The organism is Pantoea dispersa (genome assembly GCF_035783935.1).
GTDB classification, from domain to species: Bacteria; Pseudomonadota; Gammaproteobacteria; order Enterobacterales; family Enterobacteriaceae; genus Pantoea; species Pantoea dispersa_C.
In genome coordinates, this window is record NZ_JALKOV010000002.1 from 105659 (window position 1) to 130902 (window position 25244).

The following is a 25244-nucleotide window of genomic DNA, read 5'->3' on the forward strand; positions in this document are numbered from 1 at the left end:
AATGCTGGTACGTAAAAATTATCCGGAACTGGGCGAAGTCAAAGCCCCTTACGTGCACGCCGTAAAGCATGGCGACACGCTTTACGTTTCGGGTCTGACTGCCTTCGCAACAACGGCGCAGCAGGCGGATATTGCCGCGCAGGCAGAGGTGATTTTTCAGCAGCTACATACACTGGCTGCGCAGGAAAACACATCACTGAAAAACCTGATAAAAGTGACAATTTTTGTCACCTCATTCAATGAGATAAATCCATTGCGCGAGGTGCTTTACCGGCATTATGGCGAACACCTGCCCGCCAGTTCGCTGGTGCAGATTAGCCAGCTGTTTTGTCCCGATCTGAAAATCGAGATTGAGGCAATTATCGCACTCCAGGGCTGATTAAATGACTGGAGCAGCGCCGGCCGGGCTGCTTTCCCGTTCCGCGCCAGCAAAGCCGCTCGGCGTCTGGCCGGTGAAACGGGTAAAAGCGATGCTGAAGGCACTGGCGGAGCGATAACCAACACGTTCAGCCACGTCCGCCACTGACAAGCGGCTGGCGCGCAGCAGATTTTTTGCCAGCGCCATGCGCCACGTCAGCAGGTAGGCCATTGGTGCGACGCCCACCGCATCACGAAAACGCACGAAAAATGCCGAGCGCGATAGCGCGGCGTGTTTCGCCAGCTGCGGCACCGTCCAGCTATGGGCAGGCCTGGCGTGGATGGCACGAATCACGCCCGCCAGCCGTTCATCGGCCAGTCCGCGCATCACGCCGGGCGATGCATTAGCCTCTGGCACTGCCCGCAGTGCCTCGATCAGCAGTAACTCCAGCAAGCGCGCCAGCACGATCTGCCGCGCCGGACGTTGCGCGCGACACTCATCGCGGACCAGCTGGACCAGCGTGGTCAGACGCGATGCGCCACGCACATGAATAAACTGTGGCAGTAGCGAGACAATCAATCCTGCATCGGGTGCGGCAAACTGACAGTAACCAATCAGCGTGTGTACCTCGGCTGGTTGCTGCCGATCGCCAAGCCACACCTCTCCCGGCGCAAGCATCTCCGGAATTGAATCAGGCGCATCTAAGGCCGGTGGTTGTTCGCTGGTCATGCAAAATTCCCACGCAGCCGGAATCAGCACAAAATCTCCCTGCATCAGGGTAATCGGCGAATGGCCTTTTATCTCCAGCCGGCTGCGCCCTTCCAGCACCACGCAGTAGAAAGGCTGACCGGTCTCGCTGCGTTGCACGCGCCACAATCCATTGGCACGCGCGCGTTTGGAATAAGCCGCTTCGGGCTGTAACAGTGACACCATTTCGGCGAGCGGATCGATCATCATGGACTCCTGCGAATGAAACCAGGACTGTACGTTGTAGTGAGTCCGGTCGTGGCACTTTATAGTGTGCTTATACCCAACGTAACGCAATGCAGGAGTGAACAATGAAAACCATTTTAATCACCGGCTGCTCTTCTGGTTTTGGTCATGCTACCGCGCTCTGGTTTCTGGCGCGCGGCTGGAAAGTCATCGCCACCATGCGCACCCCGCGCGCCGAACTGTTTCCCGAATCGCCTGATCTGCGCCTGCTACCGCTGGATGTCACCGATGCCACCAGCATCCGGCAAACGCTGGCTGCAGCGGGAGAGATTGATGTGCTGGTCAACAATGCCGGTATCGGATTATTAACTTCGCTGGAAGGCGCGCCGATGTCCTCGGTGCGGGAGGTGTTCGAAACCAACACGCTGGGCACCATCGCCATGACGCAGGCGGTGATCCCGGAGTTCCGTGCGAAAAACAGCGGCATGGTGATCAATGTGACATCGACGGTGACGCTCAAATCCCTGCCGCTGCTGGCGGTTTATACCGGCAGTAAAGCGGCCGTCAACGCCTTTACCGAGTCGCTGGCGCTGGAACTGCAACCCTTTAATGTTCAGGTAAAACTGGTATTGCCGGGACTGGCGCCCACCACCGACTTCGGCAAAAACGCCCGGCCGCGCATGGAAAACACCTTGCTCGAGCCTTACCAGCCGATGTTTGATGGCATCATCGCCGGCATGCAGCAGCCCCAGCCCACCACCAAAGCGCAGGACGTGGCCGCTGCGGTGTGGCGTGCCGCGACCGATCCCGCCGCACCGATGCGCATTCCGGCGGGAGAAGATGCGGAAGCCGCGATGCAGCAAGCCGGTTAACGCGGTTTGACCTCGGCCAGCGCCTGCAGTGCCGCCAGACCGTCGCGCGCCAGCCAGCTTTGCAGCGGCGCAAACAACGGTTCAGGCAGCGCTTCGGGCGCGAACCAGTGCCAGCCTGCGCACTTATCCGGTTCCCGCAACTGCGGCTCGCCGCTGGCATCCGGCGCCACCATCAGCAGCGTAATATAGTGCCGGTTGACCGCCGGAAACACATCGCTGACGAAGGCGCCGTTATGTACGCTATTCAGCTGTAAACCGGTCTCCTCCAGCACCTCCCGTCGCGCGCAGGCTTCCGGCGACTCACCGAACTCCAGATGGCCGCCCGGCGCCGACCAGTCACCGTCGCCGTGGCTGCCTTTGCGCCGTCCCAGCAGCAGCTTGCCATCGCGAAAAATTAACACGCCAACTCCGACCTGCGGGGACATAGCTTCTCCTGATTTACCGATTATCATGCGCTCTGCAGCGGTTTATAAAACAGTGCCTGTGCTCTGACAAGGGGTTCCTGCCGTTACCGCTGGGGTTTGAGTCGCAGCGCCATCAGCATCAGCAGCAGCACCCCAACCGCCATGATCTGCCACGCGCTGTCGAGCGACGCCGCACGGTCGCGGACGATGCCGGCTATCAGCGGCATCAGCGCGGCCAGCAAATAGCCACCGCCCTGCACGAACGACAGCAGCGCAGCGGCCTCTTCCGGCGTGCGGGCATGATCCAGCGTGACGATCAGCGACAGCGGAAACAGCGCACCGATGCCCAGCCCCAGCAGCAGCGTCGGCAGCCAGGCGCGATCGCCACCCAGTAATAACAGCGCGATCAATCCCAGCAGGATCAGCGTCAGCACGGCCAGCAGCGGCAGGCGCCGGTCGCGACTGCGATGAATCAGCGCGGAGAGAATAAACCCGGCGGCGACCTCAGTCAGCGTTAACGCACCCAGCACGTAACCACTTTGCGCCGCCAGCCAGCCGTGCTGCATGTAAAACGGCGGCAGCCATGCCAGCACCAGCGTGTACGCGCCGGTACCGATACCAAAAAACAGCATCAACAGCCAGGCGCGACGCGTCCGGCGCGTGCCGGCGACCGGTGAGGGGTTTACGTTACGGGCAATGGGTCGCAGGCGCAGCCACAGTATCAATGCGATCAGCGCCAGCAGTGACGGCAACATCAGAGCGATCGAAAGTCCGCTATGGCTGGCCAGCGGCGCGGCGCTGGCGGCGGCAAGCGCGGCACCGGCCATGATGCCGGTTGAAAATAGCGCCATTAGCGTACCGGCGTGCGATGCGAAGTGACGTTTGATCAGCGAAGGCATCAGTGCCTGGATTAGCCCAATGCCGCAACCGGCCAGCAGCGCGCTGGCGATCAACATCACGGCGCTGTTATTGATGCCACGCGCACCGCAGGCGATCACCAGCAGTATCAGGCCAGCGGCAATGCCGCGTGGTTCACCCAGCGTGCGCAGCAGCAGCGGTCCGGCCAGCGCTGCTAGTCCCATCATCATCACCGGCAGCGTTGTCAGCAGGCTAAGCTGCGTCGCACTGAGCCGGGCTGCGTGCTGCAACTGCTGAGAAAGCGGACCGATAGCCGCCATCACCGGACGTAAATTCAGCGCCACCAAAAAAACCAGTAAAGCAAACAGGCCAATAGCAGGTAAGGTACGGTTCACATTCTGTCTCCACATAAAAAAGTATCTTAACGTTAAGATACTTTGCTGCGGAGCGATAGCGGGTGCGCACAAAGCAACACATTGCCGCCGCATTTTCGATGGGAATTTGACATGACCGATCACGTAGATTTTGTCGTTGCGCAATGGGCCAGCGCGATGCCGGAACTGGATGCATCTTCGATGGCAGTTTTTGGCCGCATGCTACGCCTGATGAAGCATCTGACAAAAATCCGCGCCGAGGCGCTGGCGCCGTTTGGTTTTCGCGACGGCGAATTCGATGTGCTGGCTACGCTGCGGCGTGCCGGCGCGCCTTACCGGCTGTCGCCGACGCAGCTGTACAAATCGCTGCTGGTCACTTCTGGCGCCATGACCAACCGGCTCAACCGGCTGGAAGACGCCGGCCTGATTGCGCGCGTGGTCGATGCCGGCGACAAGCGCAGTATGCTGGTGACCCTGACACCGGCCGGGCTGGCGAAAATTGAGCAGGCGCTGCGGGTGCATACGCAAACGCAGAATAGGCTGCTGGCCACGCTGGACGAGCACCAGCAGCAGCAGCTTGCCGCGTTGCTGCGACAGCTATTGCAGGCAAGCGAACAATAAGCCGGACGGCATGTGGCAAAAAATGAATTAATTCAGCGCGTTTTTCGCTATGTTAAGCATCCCACATCGTATTTTTCCGGACTGGCTATGCGTAACAAATATGCCCCTGCGCAAATCTTTATTCACTGGCTGACGCTGGTGCTGGTGGCCACCGCTTACTGCACCATGGAGTTTCGCGGCTTATTCACGCGCGGATCCTGGCAAGGCTATACCATGATTGTCGGCCATTTCAGCGCCGGCAGCTGTGTGCTGTTGCTGATGCTGTCGCGCATCTTGCTGCGTTTTCGCCATCGCAGCCCGAAAATTGAACCCCAGCCGCCACACTGGCAAACCGGGCTGGCGCACCTGACGCACCTGGCGATTTATCTGTTCTTTATTGTGCTGCCGATTCTCGGCATTCTGTCGCGCTTCTACATGGGCCGTAACTGGTGGATTTTCGCGATTCCGATGCCGGTCAGCGCCAGTCCGGATCCGGACTTTGCCGACATGCTGAGCGACTGGCACGAAACGCTTGCGCCTTACGGCTACTGGCTGATTGGCCTGCACGCGGCAGCGGCGCTGGTGCATCATTATGTGTTAAAAGACAATACGTTGCTGCGCATGATGCCGTCACGGCGAAACTGATGGGATAAAAAGGTAAGACGGTCGCCCGCATGGCGACCGTCTCGATGAAAGTCGGGTTTACGCCGCGTACCCGCGACCTGCCACCGACTTCAGCTGAGGTGAAAACGTCCCACGGTATGCGCCAGCTGTGCGGCCTGATCCTCCAGTGAGCTGGCGGCGGCCGACATCTGCTGCACCAGCGCGGCGTTCTGCTGCGTGGTGCCATCCATTTCGTTCACCGCAATCGTTATCTGACTGATACCGCGTGCCTGCTCATCTGACGCGGTAACAATCTCGCCGATGATGGTGCGCACCGAGTTCACCGCCTGCGTCATCTCCTGCATGGTTTTGCCGGCATCCTGTACCAGCTGCACACCGCTGCCGACGCGCTGCCCGGACTCCTCAATCAGCGCGGCGATCTCTTTCACCGCATTGGCGCTGCGCTGTGCCAGATTGCGCACTTCCGACGCCACCACGGCAAAACCGCGCCCCTGTTCCCCGGCGCGCGCCGCTTCCACCGCGGCGTTGAGTGCCAGAATATTGGTCTGGAAGGCAATGCTATTGATGATGGCGGTGATGTCGCCGATTTTCTTCGCGCTGTCATCGATTTGCGCCATGGTCTGCACCACTTCGCCCACCAGCGACTCACCGCGGCTGGCGATGTGCGTGGCGTTCTCGGTTAGCGTTGTCGCCTGATGCGCGTTGGCGGCGTTGTGTTTCACCGTCGCGGTAATTTGTTCCATGCTGGCGGCGGTTTGCTCCAGTGCGGCCGCCTGCTCTTCGGTGCGCGACGCGAGATTGAGGTTGCCGCTGGCAATTTCACCCGCGCCCTGACGCACTGACGCGCTGGCATCCTGAATCTGCCCGACAATTTCGCGCAGCTGGTTTTGCATGGTGTGCAGCGCGAAGAACAGACTGCTGCTGTCACGCGCTTTCAGCGGGATGGCATTATCCAGCTTGCCATCCGCCACCGCCAGCGCAATGGTGGCGGCCTCCAGCGGCTCTCCGCCAATTGGCTTCAGCACTTTGCGACTGAACACCAGACCAAGCAGTGCGCACACCACCAGGATGCTGATCACCATTAAAATTACCGCGTTAATCAGCTGACGGTGCGCCGCTTCCATCACCTTGCTCACCGGTGCCACCACGCCGAGATACCATTTCTGGTCGCTGTTACCAATGACCACCGGCTGCCAGGCCACCAGTGCGTCTTCGCCGAGGATGGCGTCATGCTGTTCGGTTACCGCGCTGCTGAAATTATGCGTGTCACCTTTCCAGGCTTTGCTGGTCTGGCTTTTATCCGGATAAGACACCACATTGCCCGCGCTGGAGAGCAGCATGGCGTAACCGCTGCCTTCCCACGGTTTGATGCGGTTCACTTTGTCCTGCAGCGACGCCAGGGAAATATCAGACGTCACCACGCCCCACAGTTTGCCCTGGCTGGTAATAGGCGCGGCGACGGATGTCAGCAGCGTTGGCACGCCGTTGTAGGCATAGCTGTAGGGTTCAATCAGCGTATCTTTCTGGCTTTTCTGCGGCAGCAGATAGTAATCGCCCTGGCCCGGCGTGAAGATGGAGGTCAGCGGATGCAGCGCAAAGTTGCCGCTCTGGTCACGATCGACGAAATAGGCGTAACGCCCTTTAGGGGCCGCGCCAGGCTGAGATGCAAACTCCGCATCGCGACCGTCAAACGCATTTTCTTCGAAAATGACTGAAATGGAGAGATAGTCCGGATTATCGCGCAGCGCCGAGATCAGCAGCTTATCCGCCACTTTACGATCCTGTACGCCGGCGGCCGGCAGGGCAATCAGGCTGTGACCGAGGTTGTGCGCCACATCGCGGGCGTAGCTCAGCTCCTGCTGAATTTGCAGCGCCTGACTCTGTGCGATTTGTTGTAAATAACTTTCCGCCAGCGATTTCTGCTCATCGCTGGACTGCCAGCTCAGCACACCGATAGTCACGGCGAAGCCAAGCGTGATGGTTAAGGCGCCCGTCAGCAGCATTTGCGTGCGGGTGCTCATTTTTTTCTTATCAGATACGGTTGTGGCCATGTCGGCGCTCCTGGTGTTGACACTTTATTACTTAAAAAGAATCACGCCCTGTGCACCTGCATCCCTGTAATCACTCTATCGGCGCACAACCCGGGAACTTGATGGCCTGGCAGGTCCGATCAGAAAACCATCAACGGCTGCTGCTGCGTTGAGCAGCCATTAAAAACGCTAAGACGATGCAGTAAAAAAGAGGGAATTTGATCTGGCGCAAGATCGCCACTTCGTTGTGCTGTCAGGTTATTGCGTACGGGCGCAACGCGCCGCATAACAAGAGGAATGCAATATGGCAGGAAAATTGAGTCTGGCAGGGTTAATGGTGGTCTGGCTGGTATATGTGGCGTGGATGGTCAGTTACTACTCAGGCACCTTCTCTCTTTTCACGCATTAATCTTTTGCACGCTTCCCAGGCCAGCACAGAGGCTGGCCCGGATGCAACCGCAGCGTAAAGCGAACGTGCTGCTATTCAGGCGGCTTTTACCGCACGCACTTTCTTCTCTTTTTCCGGCGCAGCCGCGTCGCTGTCGTCAGCAGCGGTTTCGCCACTGTCTTTCACCGCGTCCGGCAGTTTACTGGTACGCAGAATGTGTTGCACCGCGTCTTTCTGTTCAGCCAGCAGCATACCCAGCGCTTCCGCCTGTGCCTCATCCATCGCTGGCTGATGTTGCTGTAGCCAGTCAGTGAACGCGTCGGCCATATCGAGCATTTTGTCCCATGCATCTGCGTCTTTTTTATTGGCAAACGTCATTTTCTCTTCACCCTTTCTGACCACAACATATTTGGTTTCGACTGCCATGATGCACCTCATTTACTGTGTTTATATACAGTATATTTCATTCGGCTTTTTTTAGCCAACTGTTTTCTGCTGCCCGCTTAAGCCAGCAGCTCTTCCAGAAACGTCGCCAGCGCTTTGCGCGGATCGTCCTCTTCAGACACGATCATCTCAATGCCCCACTGCCCCAGCACCTCTTTCGCCACCGGATTGTTGCGGTTGGTGAACAGGTAGGATTTAGGCCGGGCGGTCGCCAGCCCGGTGCGGCCCCACATTTTGGTCAGACGATAAAACAGCAGGCGGATGTTAAAATCGCTGATGCTGTAGCCGACGAACAGCACCGAGTTGCCCATCACGTCGTGCGTCAGTTTGATATCCAGCGGTGAGTCAAAATAGAGCCGCTCAAAGTAGCTGCTTTCGTCCAGCACGATGGAGGTATCATCGTCAAAGTCGCCGTGAAGTTTAATGATATGGCGCTTATCTTCGGTCAGCGACACCAGATCGGCAGCGTTCGCCACTTTGCTGTACGGCACATTGTGCGCTTCATGCGCCATCTCCAGCCAGCGATCGTAATTGGTGGTGTAGATGCGCGAGAAATTGCCCTGGGTAATCATGGTGTGGATTTCCGAGCTGCGCACGTCGATGTCCGGACGGTGCCATTCGCGATCCATCCAGCTACGCAGCGGGCCGAGCGAGCCTTTGCGCTGTTTGTAATACTCCGCCAGCGACAAATGGGTGCCGTAGGTATTGAAGATTTTTGGATCGTAGCCCAGCTCATTAGCCAGGTGCGCAATCAGCTCGTGCCACTCTGGCAGCCCGAGATTGCGGGAAATACCTGCACCAGCGAACAGAATCAGTTTGCCGGCATCGTAGGCGCGTTTAAGTTCCGGTTTCATGCCAGTCCCCGCGACGTTTTCAGAAAGGTGGCAAAACGATCCAGCGCCAGCCGGCGCATCGAGATTTCATTTTTCAATTCGCCCATTTCAGCGAAAGTTTGCGTGTGTCCCTCCGGAATAAACACGCAGTCCCACTGAAACTCGCGCGGCCCGGCTGGCTCCCGTGCAATGGTGCCGCGCAGCTGGCCTTCAAACTGGTACATTTTGCGCCCGTCACAGTAGCCAAGCACGGTTTTGGCGGTCACGCCCGGGCTGTCCAGACCGTTCACCAGTTTGGTAAAGCGTTCGGCGTTGAGCCGGCTCCAGAAGATGCGCGTCAGACCGGCGGGCAGGCCGTTCAGTCCATCCAGATACAGACCGGTATGCTCGACAAACAGCGGGCGGCCAATGATTGAAAAGGCTTTAGTCAGTTTGTCACGAACCAGCTCGACCTCATTTTCGGTCTGAATTTCTTCGATACGGCGCGCAATGGGCACTACTTCGACACCCACCGGCTCAAGGATAGTGCGCACCTCGGCCAGCTTGAGTTCATTGGCAGATAAGAAACGAATTTTCATTGCAATCAGTATGTTGAAAGTGGGTTGATCCAACCTGGTGACGCGTATCCGGCTGCGGTTCCGGCTGTTATTGTCCGGCACGCTGTTGCCGCGCCGCGTGGTCATTCTACTCTGCGGCGACGTCACTGGCGAGGAACAATCCCGCCGGTTATTTAAGCGCAAGCGCAGAAATAGCACATCGCTGTCCGCGTTTTTGCGCTGAATATCGCGCCTGAACCGTTAATAACGCTATTTGTCGCTGCTTATGTCAAATATAAAAATCTGCGCGAAAGTGCCGGGACGCTGAAAAAACAATTATGACAGTCGTCTCGCTTAAATATATTATGCTGCGTTACATCGCCATTCGTCATGACAATAAAAACCGGAACCGTTTATGAACCCTTTGTTGAGTTCAGCCTGGTCGCGCATCAGTAATCTGCCCTTCATTCTGCAGGGTGATAGCCCGGAAAAAAAGCTCCGCCTGACGCTGCTGATCGCCGGCGTCGCCAGTATCGTGGCTGGTATCTTTATGGCAACGCTGAATTTTAGTCACGGTCATCATGACATTGGCTGTCTGTATATCGCCAGCATAGCGCTGGGAGGCTACATCATCATCGGCGCCTTCAGCGACCGGCTGGAGCGGCACCTGGCGATCATTACCCACGCGCTATTGTTCACCATTGTGTTATTGCTGCTGGTGGATAATCACCATGCTGCCGGCAAGCGTTCAGAATATAACTACCTGGTGGCCTTAATCATCGGTTCAGCGCTGGTGTTGCGCCAGCAATCCTTTTATCTGAGTAAAATATTTCCGCTGCTGTGCCTTGTGTGTTACCTGTTTTTTGTCACCACCGGTTTGATCTGGGAAAATAACCACTTTCAACTGAATATTCCGCAGGAAGCCGTTTTTACCGTTTTCAATTGTCTGGTGCCGGTCACGGCGCTGCTCCTGACCGTGTTTACCTACGGCGGTAATTATTCCGCTACCGACCTCATCAAACGTGAACTCGCGTCTGCCATCGAGCGGCAGCAGCTGGAGCTCTATTATCAGCCGCAGGTCGACAGCGAGAAAAACCTCATTGGTTTTGAAGCGCTGCTGCGCTGGAAGCATCCGGAGAAAGGTTTTATCTCGCCGGAGGTGTTTATCCCGGTGGCGGAAAAAAGCGGGCTGATCATTGATATTGGTAAGTGGGTGCTGGAGCGCATGCTGCAGCAAATCGTCGAGTGGGATCGCGTGCTGCGGCTGCCCCCGCTGGTGTTTTCCATCAATATCAGTCCGCTGCAGTTGATGCACCGCGACTTTACTCATGACACGCTGCTAACGCTATCCCACTATAAAATTCGTCCCGAACGGCTGAAGTTTGAAATCACCGAGACCACCTTTATTTACGATCAGCAACGCATTGGCAATGTCATCAGCCACTTCAGCCGGTTAGGCATTAAGTGGGCGATCGACGATTTCGGCGTTGGTTACTCTTCGCTAAAGTCGCTGAGCGATTTCGCTATTGATGATATTAAGATTGATAAATCCCTGATCATGCACATTTTTGAAAACGAATCGGCGGCGATTGTGGTGCAAAAGACCATTGAGCTGTCGCGCGCGATGGGGCTGAACGTGCTGGCGGAAGGGATCGAGAGCGAGGAGTATTTTGAGCACCTGCGCAATAAGGGCTGCCATTTATTCCAGGGCTACCATTTTGCCCGCCCGCTGCCCGCCGCCGAGGCGTTGCAGTGGATTAAAAAGGCAGGATAAACCGGGCGAGCATTCATTTTTTAAACCGGTGCGCATCAATGCGCACCCTACGAAAAGCGCGCGCGGCCTGTAGGGTCACCATTTATGGTGACCACATCGCGCGCGCCCGATCACCCCGCCCTAATTCTCCTGATAAACAATCCCCGGCGGATTAACCTGCGAAATCTCCACCGCCTCGCCCTCTTCGCCCCATCTTGCCAGCACCTGGCGATACTGGCCGCCAGCGATAGCGCCGTTGATCGCCTGCTGCAGCGCGACGTCCAGACCATTGCCCTTCTTCGTGGTGACCGCTACCCAGGCGCGAAACGGCCCATGTCCGACAATTTTGGTTTGCCCGCGCGAAGCCACTTTCCACGCGGCCATAGCCTGCGGGCCAAATGACGCATCAGCCCGGCCAGAGAGCAGCGCCAGCGTGGCGGAAGCATCATCGTTGAGATAAATCGGCTGCACCGGGGCCAGGCCCTGCGCCCGATTCTTCGCATCCCAGCTCAGTAATATTCGCTCCTGATTGGTGCCGGAACCCACAATAATCCGTTTGCCGGCCACGTCCTCCCGGCGACGAATCGCGCTGATCTTACTATCTGCTTTCACCGCGAAGGCGTGGTTATCTGCGCGATAGGTGGCGAAATCAAACTTCTGCTTGCGCTCCTCGGTCACCGCGATATTAAACATCGCCACATCATAGCGCCCCGCCGTGATGCCCAGCGGCCAGTCCTCCCACGCTGCCGGCACCAGCCTGAGTTTCAGACCAAGGCTGTCAGCCAGCAGGCGCGCAATGTCCGGGTCGCTGCCAATCAGCGTTTTATTGTCGGACGCCCAGAGGCCAATCGGCGGTGAATTATTGGCTGAGGTGGCGACGGTCAAATAGCCGGGGTGAACAAAATGAAATCCGGCGGGGATCTTCGCGATCGCCTGCGGATTGGCTGCCATGGTAATCGACGTTTCGTTATGACTGGCGTCCAGCTGTTGCGCACCTGTCGCGGGTGCCGCCAGCACCGCCCCCGTCAGCGCGACTATCATCACCGGCTTCATTACAGCACCCGCGCGAGGAAACGTTTGGTGCGTTCATGACGCGGCTGATTCAGCACCTGCTGGCTGCTGCCCTGCTCAACCACGCGCCCGTCAACCATAAACACCACGTTATCCGCCACTTCGCGCGCAAAACCGATCTCGTGCGTGACAATCACCAGCGTGGTGCCGGATCGCGCCAGCTTTTTAATCACATCCAGCACTTCGCCCACCAGTTCCGGGTCAAGCGCTGAAGTCGGCTCATCAAACAGCATCACGCGCGGGTTAAGCATCAGCGCGCGCGCAATCGCAATGCGCTGCTGCTGGCCGCCAGAGAGATGCCGCGGCCAGGCATCGGCTTTGTGCCGCAGGCCGACCACATCCAGCAGCTCACCGGCGCGATCGATGGCTGCCCGGCGCGACAGCTGACGATGGGCAATCGGCGCTTCAATCAGATTTTCCAGCACCGTCAGGTGCGGAAACAGATTGAAGTTCTGGAACACATAGCCAACGTTGATGCGCTGCCGCAAAATCGCCTTCTCTTTCAGCTCATAGAGTTTATCGCCGCGCCGCTGGTAGCCGATGTAATCACCATCGATCTGAATAAAGCCTTCATCCACGCGCTCCAGATGGTTGATGGTGCGCAGCAGCGTCGATTTGCCAGAACCGGACGGCCCGAGGATCACCGTCACCGAACCGGGAGCCAGCTCAAGCGACACCTCATCCAGCGCTTTATGCCGGCCAAACGTCTTGCTGACGCCGGTAATACTGATGGCGCCGGTGGTATGCAGATAGCGGTAATCAATGGCTTCGGACATGAGACAGCTCCTCGTTGACGGCAGGGTTCACGCTGCGATTGCGCCACTGGCGCCAGCGCGAAGGTTGAGGTTCACGCGTGACGCTGCGTGCCAGCCAGCGCTCGACGCTGTGCTGCAGCAGCGACAGCACGGTGGTGATGATCAGATACCAGGCGGCTCCGACCATCAGCAGCGGGATCACCTGCTGGGTGCGGTTGTAGATCATCTGGATGGTGTAAAACAGTTCGGGCATCGCCAGCACATACACCATTGAGGTGCCCTTGGCGAGGCTGATGATCTCATTAAAGGTGGTGGGAATAATCGCGCGCAGCGCCTGCGGCAGAATGATGCGAAAGGTGCGACGCGACGACGATAATCCCAGCGCCGAAGCGGCTTCAAACTGACCGTGATCGACGCCGAGAAACCCGCCGCGAATAATCTCCGCGCTATACGCGCTCTGCACCAGCGTCAGGCCAATCACCGCCGCCGGGAACTGGCCGAGCACGTTGATGGTCTGGAAGTGCCCCCACGACAGGGCGGTGAACGGAATACCGAACGACAGCGTGTCGTACAGGTACGAGAAGTTATACAGAATGATCAGCACCACAATCAGCGGCAGCGAGCGAAACAGCCAGATATAGCCAAACGCCAGCGTGCTCAGCAGCCACGATGACGAGAGCCGCGCCAGGGCCAGCAGGCCGCCGAATATCAGGCTCAGCAGCGTGCCGCACAGCGTCAGCAGCAGCGTTTGTCCCAGGCCATTAAGGATCACCGGATCGAAAAACCAGCGGGCAAACACGCTCCACTCCCAGCGCGGATTAAAGGCCACGGAATCGATTACCGCCGCAAGGATAAACAGCGCGATGATGGCACCGACGGTACGCGCCGGATAGCGTGCCGGCACCACGGTTAAGGGTTGTTGCTTGCTCATGGTGGCTCTCCTTAGCTGGCCTGCGCCACGTTGTGCACATCAATCACTTTGAGAAAACGCAGCCGGCCATCGTGCGGCGGCTGGCCGTAAATCTCCATATCGTCGCGCAGCTCAAACTGCGGCTGATAGCCGTGGCCGATATACAGCTGTACTGCTTCCGGCTGACGGAAACCGGTGGTGAGAAACACGCGCTGATAGCCTGCGCGCAGCGCCCGGCGCTCCAGCTCCTGCAGGATCAGCAGTGCCAGTCCCTGACGGCGCAGGTCACGCCGCGTCCAGATGCGCTTCAGCTCGGCGGTGGTGGCGTCCCAGGGTTTGTAGGCACCCATGGCGATGATCTCACCGTCGCGCTCCAGCACGATGAACAGCCCGCGCGGCGGCAGATACCACTCGGTCAGCTCAACTTCATTGTGCTTTCTGAAGAAATCGCCGTAGCGTGCTGCATATTCACCAAACAGACCGTCAAGAATCGGCTGCAGCGCCGGCGCGTCCGGTGACACTTCGCGGAAAAATTGCTGGCTCATGCCGCCTCCTTAATCGCCCAGTCCGGGCGGATTGATCTCGGAACGATCCAGACGCTCCACGCCTTCACCCCAGCGGTTCAGCACCTTGTCGTAGTCACCGTTTTTGATCACGCCGTTGAGCGCGGTGTTGATTGGCTGCACCAGCCCGTTGTCTTTCTTCACCGTCACCGCGATATGCGCCGCCTTCGGCCAGCCGCCGTCCACGCTGCCCACCAGCCGGGTCTTTTTGGTCAGCGCCGCTTTCCACGCGCCAATCACGTTAGGGCCGAAGTAGGCGTCGGCGCGCCCGGCCTGTAGCGCCAGCGTCTGCGCAGCGTCATCTTTGGTATAAACCGGTGTGAAAGGCTTCAGTCCCTGAGCCTGATTCTCTTTATCCCAGGCCAGCAGAATCGCCTCCTGATTGGTGCCAGAGCCGACGATGATGCGCAGGCCGGCGATATCTGCTGCCTTGCTCAGCGAGGTGATCGGGCTGCTGGTTTTCACATAGAAGCCCAGCGAATCTTTGCGGTAGGTGGCAAAATCAAAACGCTGTTTACGATCTTTGGTCACCGTCACGTTGGTGATCGCCGCGTCATATTTGCCCGAGGCCACGCCAAGCGGCCAGTCCTCCCAAGAGGTGGGCACGATGTTGAGCTTCAGCCCGAGGCTGTCGGCCACCAGACGCGCGATATCCACCTCACTGCCCAGCAGCGTTTTATTGTCGTCGCTGAATACCGTGAGCGGCGGCGAGTTGAGCGCTGCCACCGCCACGGTGAACGATCCCGGCACGGCAAATTTGTGGCCGGCCGGAATTTGCGCCACGGCGGCAGGATTCTCTGGCGTGTTGATCGGCGTTTTATTGGCGGCAAGGCTCACCTGCTGACCATTAACGGCAACATCCTCGGCCAGTGCCGCACTGCTCAGGCCGAGTAACAGCAGCGCAATCAGGGATTTTTTCTGCATAGCGTGTTTTCTCATCGTTATTGTGGTGTGAACTGGTTGAGCGGCTGTTGCAGACCAAAGCTGGCGCGCAGCGTGTTACCCGGGTATTCACGACGCGTCAGGCCGCGCGCCTGGAGCACCGGAATTACCTGCTCAACAAAACGTTCGAAAGTGTCCGGCGTGCCGCCCTGAATGATGAAACCGTCAGTGGCTTCGGTTTCGAACCACAGCTGCAGACCATCCGCCACCTGCTGTGGCGTGCCGTGAAACAGCGGACGCGGCGTCGCGGCTTCCAGCGCCGCCTGGCGCAGCGTGTGGCCGTATTCGCGCGCTTTGCGTTTGATTTCGTCGGTGGTGCTACGGAAGCTGTTCTGGCCAATGTCGCCAATGTCCGGGAACGGCTGGTCGAGCGGGTATTGCGAGAAGTCGTGATGGTCAAAGAAGCGACCAAGGTAGTTGAGTGCATCCTCAATCGAGACCAGCGCCGCGGTGGTCTGGTACTGGCGCTCGACGTCTGCGTCATCCTCCCCCACGATCACACTGACGCCCTGGAAAATGTGCAGATCGACCGGTTCACGCCCGTTCGCCACCAGCTGCTGTTTCACATCCCGGTAGAACGCCTGCGCCTCTTCGCGCGTTGGCTGATGAGTGAAGATGGCGTCAGCATGACGCGCCGCCAGCTTGCGGCCATCTTCCGAGGCGCCCGCCTGAAAGATAATTGGCCGGCCCTGCGGCGTGCGCTCAATGTTCAGCGGTCCCTGTACCTGGAAAAAATCACCGTGATGATGCAGCGTGTGCAGTTTGTCAGGCGCATAGAACTGACCGCTGGCTTTGTTGCGCACAAACGCGCCCTCTTCCCAGGAATCCCACAACCCTTTCACCACCTGCAGATATTCGTCGGCGATGCGGTAGCGCAGCGCATGCTCGGGATGCTGCTGACGCGAAAAGTTTTTTGCCGAGCCCTCCAGCGGCGAAGTCACCACATTCCAGCCGGCGCGCCCGCCGCTGAGATGATCGAGGCTGGCGAACTGGCGGGCGACGGTGAACGGCTCACTGTAAGAAGTCGACACCGTACCGACCAGGCCGAGATGCTCGGTAACACCGGCCAGCGCCGACAGCAGCGTCAGCGGTTCGAAGCGGTTAAGAAAGTGCGGGATCGATTTCTCATTGATGAACAAGCCATCGGCGACAAACAGGAAATCCAGTTTGCCAGCCTCGGCTTTACGGGCGATACGGCGGGCGTAATCAAAACTGATGCTGGCATCCGCCTGCGCCGCCGGATGACGCCAGGCGGACATGTTGCCGGATGCGCCGTGCAGAATGGTGCCGAGGCGCAGTTGTCTTGCAGTCATAATCGTCTCTCTTTACTCATGGCGCAGCCTGCCGGCGATAGCCTTATCGCCGTACAGCGCTGCCAGAAATGGAAGGAAATCAGTTAAGGATGGCGTCGCGACATCGCGCGTTTAGCTGCTGCAATGCCTGTTGCGCCAGCTGGCTGAAGTAGTGTGCCGCCGGGGCGATCAGCGCTTCATCGGGGTTGAAGCCACCGTGGTGCAGGCCAAATTCACTGGCGCTGCCAATGCTGACAAACGCGCCGGGGAGCTGCTGCAGGTAATAAGCGAAATCTTCGCCGCCCAGGTGCAGCTCAGCCTGTTGCACCTGATAGCCCACCTGCTGCGCCACCTGACTGGCAACCTGTGCCCAGTGGGCGTCGTTCTCCAGCACCGGCGGCCCCGGATGCCAGCTAAAGGTGGCCGTGGCACCGCTGGCGGCGGCAATATTGACCACCACCTCGCGCGCACGCTGCTCCAGCTGCGCGCGCACCTGTTTGTCGTGCGTGCGCACCGTGCCGCCAAATTCCGCTTCAGCCGTCTGCTGAGCGTCGTGCCTGTGCGCATCAATCCGCGTGACGCTCAGTACCAGACTGTCCAGCGTATTAAAGCTGCGGCTGGTGAGGGATTGCAGCGCCTGAATAATCTGGCTGGCGACCAGGATGCTGTTCACCTCCGCGCGGGTGCTGTGCACGCGCACCACAAATTTATCGGCATTGGCGTAAAACGCACCGCTGCGCGTGGCAAAGGTGCCCGTGGGCAAACCCGGTTCGTTGTGCATGCCAAAAATCGCCTGCACCTGATCCAGCACTCCCGCGTCGATGAACTGGCGCGCGCCCTGGGCAATCTCTTCGGCCGGCTGGAACAGGATGCGGACCCGCCCCGCTAGCTGATCTTCCCGTGCTTTCAGCTGCAGCGTGGCACCCAGTATCACCGCACTGTGCACATCGTGACCGCAGGCGTGCATGACGCCGGCCTGCCGTGAACGAAACGGCAGCCCGGTGGCTTCATGTATCGGCAATGCATCGATATCGGCACGCAGGGCGATCAGGGGCGCGCCCTGACCCACTTCCGCCACCACGCCGGTGTGCAGCGGATAATCCAGCAGGCGCACATCAGCCTGCTGCAGCCAGCGGCGCAGCCGCGCGCTGGTTTCCACTTCATGACCGGAGAGTTCCGGCCAGCTGTGCAGCTCGCGCCGCCAGTCAATCAGCTGCTGTTCGCTTACTCTCGTCACAGGACCTCCCGGTCAGGCGCTGACCAGACGATGCGTCGCCAGCAGTTCGAGGGATTTCACCCGCGCCTGCTCCTCCGCCACCGGTGTATCGATAACAAACTCTTCAATGCCGTAGCGCTGATGCAGCGCATCCAGCTGCGCGTGCACCTGTGCCGCGGTCCCTTTCAGCAGCGACGGCGTGCGTGGCTCAATCACGTAGTCACTGAAACCGCCCTGACGCACATAGCGCTCAGCCTGTTCAAGGCTGCCGACGTTAACGCTCTGTCCGCCCGTCACGCTGACGTGATAAATGCGCAGTGTGTCGACCAGCAGGTCAGCTTCTGCCGGCGAATCCGCCACCACCACCTGTACCGCCACCAGCGCGTGCTGACCCTGACTGTGCTGGCGATAGCTGTTCAGCACCTGCGCCATCAGTTGCGGATCGCCGTTGTGGTGTGCGGCGAACACCAGCTGCCAGCCGAGCTCAGCCGCCAGTCGGGCGCTCGCTTCGCTGGCCCCGAGCAGAAAGCGACTGGCCGGACGCGGCGGCTGCGGCGTGGCGCGCAGGATCTCCTCATCACCCACCGGCGGCACACTGAGCCAGCTATCCAGCAGCGCCAGCTGTTCGGCAAAGCTGCCTTTCTCCTGCTGATGCACCCCCAGCTGCAGCGCGCGGGTGGAAAGCGGCAGTCCGCCGGGCGCTTTGCCCACGCCCAGGTCGATGCGACCGGGGGCCAGCGCCGCCAGCAGGTTAAAGTTTTCCGCCACTTTATAAGGGCTATAGTGCTGCAACATCACGCCGCCGGAACCCACGCGGATATGCCGGGTCTGGCCAATAATCCAGGCAATCAACACTTCCGGCGAAGGACTCGCCAGCTGGTCGCTGTTGTGGTGTTCCGCCAGCCAGAAGCGGTGATAACCCCAGGCTTCCGCGCGCTGAGCCAGCTGCAGTGTGCGATGCAGGGCCTGCGTGGCGCTCTCACCGGCTGCAATCGGTGATTTGTCGAGCAAACTCAGTCGGTATGACATGCGCCTGTTCCTTATTTCGATGAATAGGGTTGCGATGAATATGGCGCTTAGTGTGGCGGGGAGATTTATATTTCGTAAAACAACTAAATCGGCAAAGCGAATCAGGAAATGAGAAATAGTCATAATACTGGCTTGTGAAAGCCCGATTTTCTGCAAAGCGAATTCCGCTTTTTATCGGGGTAACATTGCGCGAGCCGGTAATAATCTGCAGCAGCAATAACATCAGTGCAGGTTTTCAGGTTGAGAAAAAAATTTTATCAAGCCAGGAAAACAGCCCGATAATTGCGGCATAAAATTAACTCTCCGCTTTTGTTATTTTCGCAAAAGCTTAGTGCAATTCATTGGTTCAACTCACGGGTTGCACATTTGATGATGATTTCAGCCCACCGGGCACCTGATAACAAAGGAAATCATCATGAAGACGCATTTTCACTTGCGGGCGCTGAGCTTAGCCCTGCTGACAGGGATATTTAGCGCCCACGCGGCGGAGACGCCGGTCAAAGGCGGCACGCTGATTTATCTGGAACAGCAGGCACATACCAATCTTTATCCGCCGGCCGGGGGTTTTTATCCCAACGGCGGCATTCTTAATCAGATCACCGACAAACTGACGTGGCAAAATCCGAAAACGCTGCAGGTGGAACCGTGGATTGCCGAAAGCTGGAGCAGCAACGCGGATAAAACGGAATATACCTTTAAAATTCGTCCTGGCGTCACCTTTTCCGATGGCACGCCGCTGGATGCGAATGCCGTAGCGAAAAACTTTGATACTTACGGACTCGGTAATAAAGCCCAGCGCCTGCCGGTATCTGAAGTGATTAATAATTACGAACGCAGCGAAGTGATTGATCCCCAGACGGTGAAGTTTTATTTCAAACAGCCCTCACCTGGATTTTTACAGGGCACGGCCACCATTGGCTCCGGGCTGGTTTCGCTCAGCACGCTGCAACGCAGTTTCGACCAGCTCGGCGATGCGCGCCATATTATTGGCTCCGGGCCGTTTGTGGTCAGCGATGAAAAGCTCGGTCGGGAAGTGGATTTAACCGCGCGCAAAGATTACCAGTGGGGACCGAAAAACAGCACCCAGCAGGGACCGGCGAATCTGGCTGGCATAAAATTTATCGTCACACCGGAAGATAGCGTGCGCATCGGCGCGCTGCTGGCCGGCCAGGCCGATTTTATTCGCCAGGTGCAGGCGTATGACGAAAAACAGGCGCAGCAGCAGGCGTTCCCGGTTTACGCAGCGCCGACGCGTGGCGTCAACGACAGCATCAGCTTCCGCCCGGATAACCCGCTGGTCAGCGATCTGCGTGTACGTCAGGCGCTGTTACACGCGACCAACGCGCAGCAGGTGGTGCAAACGCTGTTTTCACCTAACTATCCGCAGGCCACCTCGGTACTCGCCGCCCCGGCCGCCGGGTATGTCAACCTCGCGGACAAACTGAAATACGATCCCGCCCGCGCCAGACAACTGCTTGATGAGGCTGGCTGGCAGCCCGGCAGCGACGGCATCCGCGCTAAGGCGGGGCAAAAGCTGGCCCTGACCGTGTATGAATCGCTGCCGCAGCCGCAGAACAAAGAAGTGCTGCAGCTGGTGGCTCAGCAGTGGCGTCAGGTTGGCGTCCAGCTCACGGTGAAAGCCGGTGACGCCGGCAGCCGCACGCTGGACAACCTCGATCCGCTAAAAACCCCGCTCACGGTCTCAGAAGTGGGCCGCGCCGATCCGGACGTGGTGAAGAGCATGTTTTACCCCGCCAACCGCGATGCGCTGCTGCAAAAAGGCGGCTCCAGCGACAAAGTCCAGCATTTCCGTGACGACCAACTCAACAAGCTATTGGTGGCGATCTCGGCCGAAGTCGATCCGGCGAAACGTCTGGCGCTCACCGGCGACGCCCAGCGTTATCTGCTGGATCAGGCTTATGTGATCCCGATTTTTGAAGAGCCGCAGGTGTTTGCCGGCGCGCCGTGGCTGAAGGGCGTCAGCTTTGAAGCCGTAGGCCGGCCGTCGTTCTACGGCGCCTGGCTGGAAAAACATTGAGAGGATGATGATGCGACACGCACTGCTGCAGAGAGCGGGACAAAGCCTGCTGGTGTTATGGGCGGCGTTTACCCTGTCGTTTCTGCTGTTACAGGTGCTGCCGGGCGATGCGGTGCTGATCAAGTTCCAGAATCCGGATCTGGGTCTCAGCCCGCAGCAAATTGCAGAGATGCGGCAGGCCTACGGTGCCGATAGCCCGATCTGGCAGCAGTATCTGCATACGCTGCTGGCGATGCTGCGCGGTGACTTTGGCTACTCGGTGCAGGCAGGTGTGCCGGTCAGCGATCTGCTGCGCAGCAATCTGCCCGCCACGCTGCAGCTGGCGCTGGCCGGATTTGCCGTTGCCTGCGTGGTGGCCTTCGCACTGTCGGCGCTGGCGCGACTGCCTGCGCTGCGCCTGCTGCGTGCGCTATTGCAGTCGCTGCCGGCGCTGTTTATTTCGCTGCCGACGTTCTGGCTTGGCATCGCGCTGATTCAGCTGTTCTCCTTTCAACTGCGCTGGATCCCGGTGATCAACCCTTCGCCCCTGCAGGGGCTGATTCTGCCGGTGCTGACTGTCGCCGTGCCCATCTCCGCCCCGCTGGCCCAGATTCTGCTTCGCAGCATTGATCAGGTTGCTACCCAGCCGTTTGTCGCCGTGGCCCGCGCCAAAGGTGCCAGCGCACAACACGTGCTGTGGCGCCATATCATGCGCAACGCGCTGCTGCCGGTGCTCAATGTTGCCGGTTTGCTGCTGGGGGAACTGATCGCGGGCGCGCTGATTACCGAAACCGTGTTCGGCTTAAGCGGCATCGGCCAGCTGACCCAGCAGGCGGTCAACAATCAGGATGTGGCGGTGTTACAGGCGGTGGTGATGATCTCCGCCCTGGCGTTTGTGCTGATCAACCTGCTGGTCGATGTGCTGATGCCGCTGTTCGACCCACGTCTGCAAACCGTAGCCGGAGGAAATTAATGAGTCTGGTCGATTACTCTACCGCGCGTCAGGGACAGCCGGCCTTGCGGCGCGATCGTGCCCGCCGCCTGCAGCCCGGCTTGTGGCTGGCATGGACGGTGCTGGCGCTGGCATTAGTGGCGGCCGTGGCACCGCAACTGTTCACCCACTATAGCCCGACCGAAGGCATTGCCGGCGCGCAGCGCTTAGCGCCGCACAGTGCGCACTGGCTCGGCACCGATCAACTGGGACGCGACCTGCTGGCGCGCATCGTCTATGGCGCCTCGCAGTCGCTCTCTGCGGCGGTCGCGGCGGTGGCGATGGGGCTGACTGGCGGTACCGCGCTGGGCGTCCTGGCCGGGGCCGTGGGCGGCCGCACTGAACAGGCGCTGATGCGACTGGTTGATGTGCTGCTCTCGATTCCGGCGCTGCTGCTGTCATTAAGCCTGCTGATCCTGCTGGGTTTTGGCACCGTGCACGCTGCGCTGGCGGTGGGCATCGCCTCGATTGCCAGTTTCGCCCGGCTGGCGCGCGGCGAAGTGGTACGGGTGCGCCGCAGTGAATATGTGGAAGCGGCCTTCGGCAGTGGCGGCCGTTTCTGGCAGGTGCTGTGGCGTCACATTGTCCCGAACTCGCTGAACGCGGTGATTGCCTTCGCCGCGCTGCAGTTTGGTCAGGCCATTCTGGCGCTCTCAACCCTCAGCTTTCTTGGCTATGGCACGCCGCCACCGACCCCCGAATGGGGTTTGCTGATTGCCGAAGGCCGCAACTATCTGGCTACCGCGTGGTGGCTGACCACCTTTCCTGGCGTGGTGGTGGTCGCCGTGGTGCTGGCGGCGAATCGCGTCAGCCGTCAGCTGGCAGGAGGTGACGCATGACAGCGCTATTGAGCGTGGAAAACCTCAGCCTCAGCTATCGTCAGCGCGGCGTGTGGCATGAAGTGGTGCATAACGTAAGCTTTACCCTGCAGCCGGGCGAAATGGTGGCGCTGGTCGGTGAATCCGGCTCAGGCAAAACCACCACGGCCCAGGCGATCATCGGTCTGCTGGCGGACAATGCCCGGCGCGATAGCGGTAAAATTCTGCTGAACGGCACCGATATCGCCGGCTGGTCACCCCGGCGCATGGACAGCGTGCGCGGCGTGCATATCAGCCTGGTGCCGCAGGATCCCGGTAATTCGCTTAATCCGGTGAAGACCATTGGCGATCAGGTTGGCGAGATCCTGCAGTTGCATCAGAAGCTTAGCCGGACCGCGCGCCAGCAGCGCGTGCTGGAGCTGCTGCAAAAAGTGGGACTGAGCCATCCGCAGCAGCGCCTGCATCAATATCCGCATCAGCTCTCTGGCGGGATGAAGCAGCGCGTGCTGATTGCCATCGCCCTCGCCCTGCAACCCCAGTTGATCATCGCCGATGAGCCGACCAGCGCGCTGGATGTCACGGTGCAAAAGCGCATCCTCGATCTGCTCGACCAGCTGCGCCGTGAGTCCGGCACCGCCGTGCTGTTTGTCACCCACGACCTGGCGCTGGCCGCGGAACGCGCTGACCGTCTGCTGGTTTTTCGTCACGGCGAGATTCAGGAACAGGGACGCGCAGCGACGCTGGTCAGCGCGCCACAGCACCCGTATACCCGCCAGCTGTTACAGGACGCGGTACCCGACGCTACCGCTCTGCCTTATCCGTCCGCAGCCCGTTTTTCCACGCCGGCGATTCAGCTCAGCGCCATCGATAAACAGTTTGCGCTCGGCAGGCAGCAGACGCTGACGGTGGCGAAAGCGGTCAGCCTGACGGTGCCACGCGGCACGACGCACGCGCTGGTGGGTGAATCTGGCTCCGGCAAAACCACGCTGGCGCGCATTCTGCTTGGCTTTGAACGCGCCGATCGCGGCAAAGTGGTGATCGACGGCATCGATGCCAGCAGCCTGCGCGGCGAAGCGCTGCGCCAGCTGCGGCGCAAAATTCAGTTTGTTTACCAGAATCCGTTCGCCTCGCTCGATCCTCGTCAGACGCTGTTTAACATCACTGAAGAACCGCTGCGCAACTTCGGCTCGCTCAGCGCCGCCGCACGCCAGCAGCGGGTGCACGAGGTGGCGCAGCGGGTGGCACTGCCGCTGGATCTGCTGACGCGCAAGCCGCGCGAGCTGTCCGGCGGCCAGCGTCAGCGCGTCGCCATCGCACGGGCGTTGATCCCGGAACCGGCGATCCTGGTGCTGGATGAGGCAACGTCGGCGCTGGACGTCACGGTGCAGGCACAGATTCTGCAGCTGCTGCAACAGTTACAGCGCGAGCTGGGCCTCACCTATCTGTTTATCACCCACGATTTGGCCACGGTACGACGGCTGGCGCACAGCGTTACCGTGCTGCGCGCCGGCGAAGTGGTTGAACAAGGTGACACCGTCACACTGTTCAATGCGCCGCAGCACCCCTACACCCGCGCGTTGATTGACGCCATTCCGGTTTTCCGTCCGCTGATTAAGGAGTCTGCATGACGCGCAAACGCATCGGTTTTTTTACCCGTCTGCTCGACGACACCACGGCGCAACAGCGCTACCGGCTGGCGACGGAACAGATTCAGCACGCTGAACGCTGCGGATTTGACAGTGCCTGGATTGCGCAGCACCACTTTCATGAAAACGAAGGCGGGCTGCCCTCACCGCTGGTGTTTCTTGCCCACGTGGCCGCGCACACCCGTCATATCCGGCTCGGCACCGGCATCATCACTCTGCCGCTGGAAAATGCCCTGCGCGTGGCCGAAGACGCGGCGGTGCTGGACCTGCTGAGCGACGGACGCCTGGAGGTGGGGCTCGGCTCCGGCGGCACGCCGACCTCATTTTTGCCCTTTGGCCTGACCAGCGAACAGCGCGCTGGCGTGTTTGCCGACCAGCTGCATACGCTGCTCAGCGCATGGCGCGGCGACACGCTGGCCCATCCGGACAATCATCTCTATCCGCCGGCCCCGACGCTGGCGCAGCGCGTGTGGATCGCCACCTTTTCCGTTGCAGGCGCGACGCGTGCCGGCCAGGCCGGTCACGGCCTGATGTTATCGCGCACCCAGCCGCGGCCGGCGGGTCAGCCGGATCTGTCGCTGCAGCAGCTGCAAAACCCGATGATCGATGCGTATCTCGCGGCGCTGCCGTCGGGCGTTGCGCCGCGCATCCTGGCTTCACGCACCGCGTTTGTTGCCGACTCGAACGGCTACGCGCGCCGCCTCGCCGCGCCCGGTCTGCAGCGCCAGGCGGAGCAGTTTCGCAAGGCGGGCCACGACATCACCGGCAGCACGCTGGAGAGTCACGCGCGCCAGCTCGATGCGCATATCGGCGATGCGGACACGGTGCTGGCTTCGCTGCTGGCCGACAGCACGCTGACGCGCGCCACCGACATCACCTTCCAGGTGCACTCTATCGATCCGCCGCACGCCGATACGCTGCGTTCGGTGGCATTAATCGCTGAACATATTGCACCCACGCTGCGTGCGCTGGGTGCCGCTTAACAGG

The 25244-nt window shown here is 59.6% G+C and carries 25 protein-coding genes; 10 read left to right on the plus strand and 15 right to left on the minus strand.

Features of this window, described 5'->3' with window-relative positions:
- The first annotated feature begins 1 nt into the window (after position 1).
- On the plus strand, positions 2–379 hold the full coding sequence (locus MXF20_RS05305) for a RidA family protein (RefSeq protein WP_325968046.1): 378 nt from the start codon (positions 2–4) through the stop codon (positions 377–379).
- Here the strand turns inward: MXF20_RS05305 and MXF20_RS05310 are convergent, their stop codons facing one another.
- Entirely contained in the window at positions 380–1312 is a 933-nt protein-coding gene (locus MXF20_RS05310) for an AraC family transcriptional regulator (RefSeq protein ID WP_325968464.1), read from the minus strand. It lies immediately after the preceding gene.
- A 104-nt stretch (positions 1313–1416) separates the two neighbouring features.
- Here MXF20_RS05310 and MXF20_RS05315 point away from each other — a divergent pair, with 104 nt between their 5' ends.
- On the plus strand, positions 1417–2163 hold the full coding sequence (locus MXF20_RS05315) for an SDR family oxidoreductase (protein WP_325968047.1): 747 nt from the start codon (positions 1417–1419) through the stop codon (positions 2161–2163).
- On the opposite strand, the gene MXF20_RS05320 is transcribed toward MXF20_RS05315, so the two are convergent.
- The gene (locus MXF20_RS05320) at positions 2160–2588 is read right to left on the minus strand and encodes an NUDIX hydrolase (protein WP_325968050.1); all 429 of its coding nucleotides are present in this window, start codon (positions 2586–2588) and stop codon (positions 2160–2162) included. The two genes, MXF20_RS05315 and MXF20_RS05320, sit on opposite strands and share 4 nt — an antisense overlap.
- An 83-nt stretch (positions 2589–2671) precedes the next feature.
- Positions 2672–3820, minus strand: coding sequence for an MFS transporter (locus MXF20_RS05325; protein ID WP_325968051.1), 1149 nt, complete (start codon positions 3818–3820; stop codon positions 2672–2674).
- A gap of 111 nt (positions 3821–3931) precedes the next feature.
- On the opposite strand from MXF20_RS05325, the gene MXF20_RS05330 reads away from it, so the two are divergent.
- Together MXF20_RS05330 and cybB are read left to right on the plus strand one after the other, a co-directional pair.
- Positions 3932–4420 (plus strand): MarR family transcriptional regulator, encoded by a 489-nt coding sequence (locus MXF20_RS05330; protein ID WP_325968054.1) that lies wholly within the window; start codon positions 3932–3934, stop codon positions 4418–4420.
- An 87-nt stretch (positions 4421–4507) separates the two neighbouring features.
- A complete protein-coding gene (cybB, locus tag MXF20_RS05335) occupies positions 4508–5044 on the plus strand; it encodes a cytochrome b561 (RefSeq protein ID WP_325968056.1) in 537 nt (178 codons plus the stop codon).
- An 89-nt stretch (positions 5045–5133) separates the two neighbouring features.
- Here the strand turns inward: cybB and MXF20_RS05340 are convergent, their stop codons facing one another.
- The 4 genes from MXF20_RS05340 to MXF20_RS05355 form a co-directional block, all read right to left on the minus strand.
- A complete protein-coding gene (locus MXF20_RS05340; RefSeq protein WP_325968057.1) occupies positions 5134–7074 on the minus strand; it encodes a methyl-accepting chemotaxis protein in 1941 nt (646 codons plus the stop codon).
- Between the two features lie 463 nt (positions 7075–7537).
- Positions 7538–7867, minus strand: a complete 330-nt coding sequence (locus MXF20_RS05345) for a YebG family protein (RefSeq protein WP_325968059.1) — start codon at positions 7865–7867, stop codon at positions 7538–7540.
- 77 nt (positions 7868–7944) lie between these two features.
- Entirely contained in the window at positions 7945–8739 is a 795-nt protein-coding gene (locus MXF20_RS05350; RefSeq protein ID WP_010618046.1) for an SIR2 family protein, read from the minus strand.
- Positions 8736–9296, minus strand: coding sequence for a non-canonical purine NTP pyrophosphatase (locus MXF20_RS05355; protein WP_010618047.1), 561 nt, complete (start codon positions 9294–9296; stop codon positions 8736–8738). The genes MXF20_RS05350 and MXF20_RS05355 overlap by 4 nt, the downstream gene beginning before the upstream one ends.
- Before the next feature lie 373 nt (positions 9297–9669).
- Between MXF20_RS05355 and MXF20_RS05360 the strand changes: the two genes are divergently transcribed.
- Positions 9670–11028 carry an EAL domain-containing protein gene (locus tag MXF20_RS05360; protein ID WP_325968060.1) on the plus strand — a complete coding sequence of 453 codons (1359 nt, stop codon included), beginning with the start codon at positions 9670–9672 and terminating at the stop codon, positions 11026–11028.
- A gap of 120 nt (positions 11029–11148) precedes the next feature.
- On the opposite strand, the gene MXF20_RS05365 is transcribed toward MXF20_RS05360, so the two are convergent.
- From MXF20_RS05365 to MXF20_RS05400, 8 genes are all read right to left on the minus strand, one after another.
- On the minus strand, positions 11149–12060 hold the full coding sequence (locus tag MXF20_RS05365) for an ABC transporter substrate-binding protein (protein WP_325968061.1): 912 nt from the start codon (positions 12058–12060) through the stop codon (positions 11149–11151).
- Positions 12060–12854 carry an amino acid ABC transporter ATP-binding protein gene (locus tag MXF20_RS05370; protein WP_021509061.1) on the minus strand — a complete coding sequence of 265 codons (795 nt, stop codon included), beginning with the start codon at positions 12852–12854 and terminating at the stop codon, positions 12060–12062. The genes MXF20_RS05365 and MXF20_RS05370 overlap by 1 nt, the downstream gene beginning before the upstream one ends.
- The gene (locus MXF20_RS05375) at positions 12838–13764 is read right to left on the minus strand and encodes an amino acid ABC transporter permease (RefSeq protein ID WP_021509060.1); all 927 of its coding nucleotides are present in this window, start codon (positions 13762–13764) and stop codon (positions 12838–12840) included. The genes MXF20_RS05370 and MXF20_RS05375 overlap by 17 nt, the downstream gene beginning before the upstream one ends.
- A gap of 11 nt (positions 13765–13775) precedes the next feature.
- Positions 13776–14288 (minus strand): GNAT family N-acetyltransferase, encoded by a 513-nt coding sequence (locus tag MXF20_RS05380; RefSeq protein WP_325968063.1) that lies wholly within the window; start codon positions 14286–14288, stop codon positions 13776–13778.
- A 9-nt stretch (positions 14289–14297) separates the two neighbouring features.
- Positions 14298–15230 (minus strand): ABC transporter substrate-binding protein, encoded by a 933-nt coding sequence (locus tag MXF20_RS05385; RefSeq protein ID WP_325968064.1) that lies wholly within the window; start codon positions 15228–15230, stop codon positions 14298–14300.
- 17 nt (positions 15231–15247) lie between these two features.
- The gene (locus MXF20_RS05390; RefSeq protein WP_325968065.1) at positions 15248–16561 is read right to left on the minus strand and encodes an LLM class flavin-dependent oxidoreductase; all 1314 of its coding nucleotides are present in this window, start codon (positions 16559–16561) and stop codon (positions 15248–15250) included.
- A 79-nt stretch (positions 16562–16640) separates the two neighbouring features.
- On the minus strand, positions 16641–17777 hold the full coding sequence (locus tag MXF20_RS05395) for an amidohydrolase (RefSeq protein ID WP_325968066.1): 1137 nt from the start codon (positions 17775–17777) through the stop codon (positions 16641–16643).
- A 12-nt stretch (positions 17778–17789) separates the two neighbouring features.
- Positions 17790–18785 (minus strand): MsnO8 family LLM class oxidoreductase, encoded by a 996-nt coding sequence (locus tag MXF20_RS05400; protein ID WP_325968067.1) that lies wholly within the window; start codon positions 18783–18785, stop codon positions 17790–17792.
- A gap of 415 nt (positions 18786–19200) precedes the next feature.
- Here MXF20_RS05400 and MXF20_RS05405 point away from each other — a divergent pair, with 415 nt between their 5' ends.
- Genes MXF20_RS05405 through MXF20_RS05425 form a run of 5 tightly spaced genes read left to right on the plus strand, consistent with a single transcriptional unit; the run spans position 19201 to position 25240 of the window.
- A complete protein-coding gene (locus tag MXF20_RS05405) occupies positions 19201–20823 on the plus strand; it encodes a TIGR04028 family ABC transporter substrate-binding protein (RefSeq protein ID WP_325968068.1) in 1623 nt (540 codons plus the stop codon).
- A gap of 10 nt (positions 20824–20833) precedes the next feature.
- Positions 20834–21775, plus strand: coding sequence for an ABC transporter permease (locus MXF20_RS05410; RefSeq protein WP_325968466.1), 942 nt, complete (start codon positions 20834–20836; stop codon positions 21773–21775).
- On the plus strand, positions 21775–22632 hold the full coding sequence (locus tag MXF20_RS05415) for an ABC transporter permease (RefSeq protein ID WP_325968069.1): 858 nt from the start codon (positions 21775–21777) through the stop codon (positions 22630–22632). Before MXF20_RS05410 ends, MXF20_RS05415 begins: the two co-directional genes overlap by 1 nt.
- Positions 22629–24239 (plus strand): ABC transporter ATP-binding protein, encoded by a 1611-nt coding sequence (locus tag MXF20_RS05420; protein ID WP_325968070.1) that lies wholly within the window; start codon positions 22629–22631, stop codon positions 24237–24239. The genes MXF20_RS05415 and MXF20_RS05420 overlap by 4 nt, the downstream gene beginning before the upstream one ends.
- Positions 24236–25240, plus strand: a complete 1005-nt coding sequence (locus MXF20_RS05425; protein ID WP_325968071.1) for a putative FMN-dependent luciferase-like monooxygenase — start codon at positions 24236–24238, stop codon at positions 25238–25240. The genes MXF20_RS05420 and MXF20_RS05425 overlap by 4 nt, the downstream gene beginning before the upstream one ends.
- Positions 25241–25244: the final 4 nt, after the last annotated feature.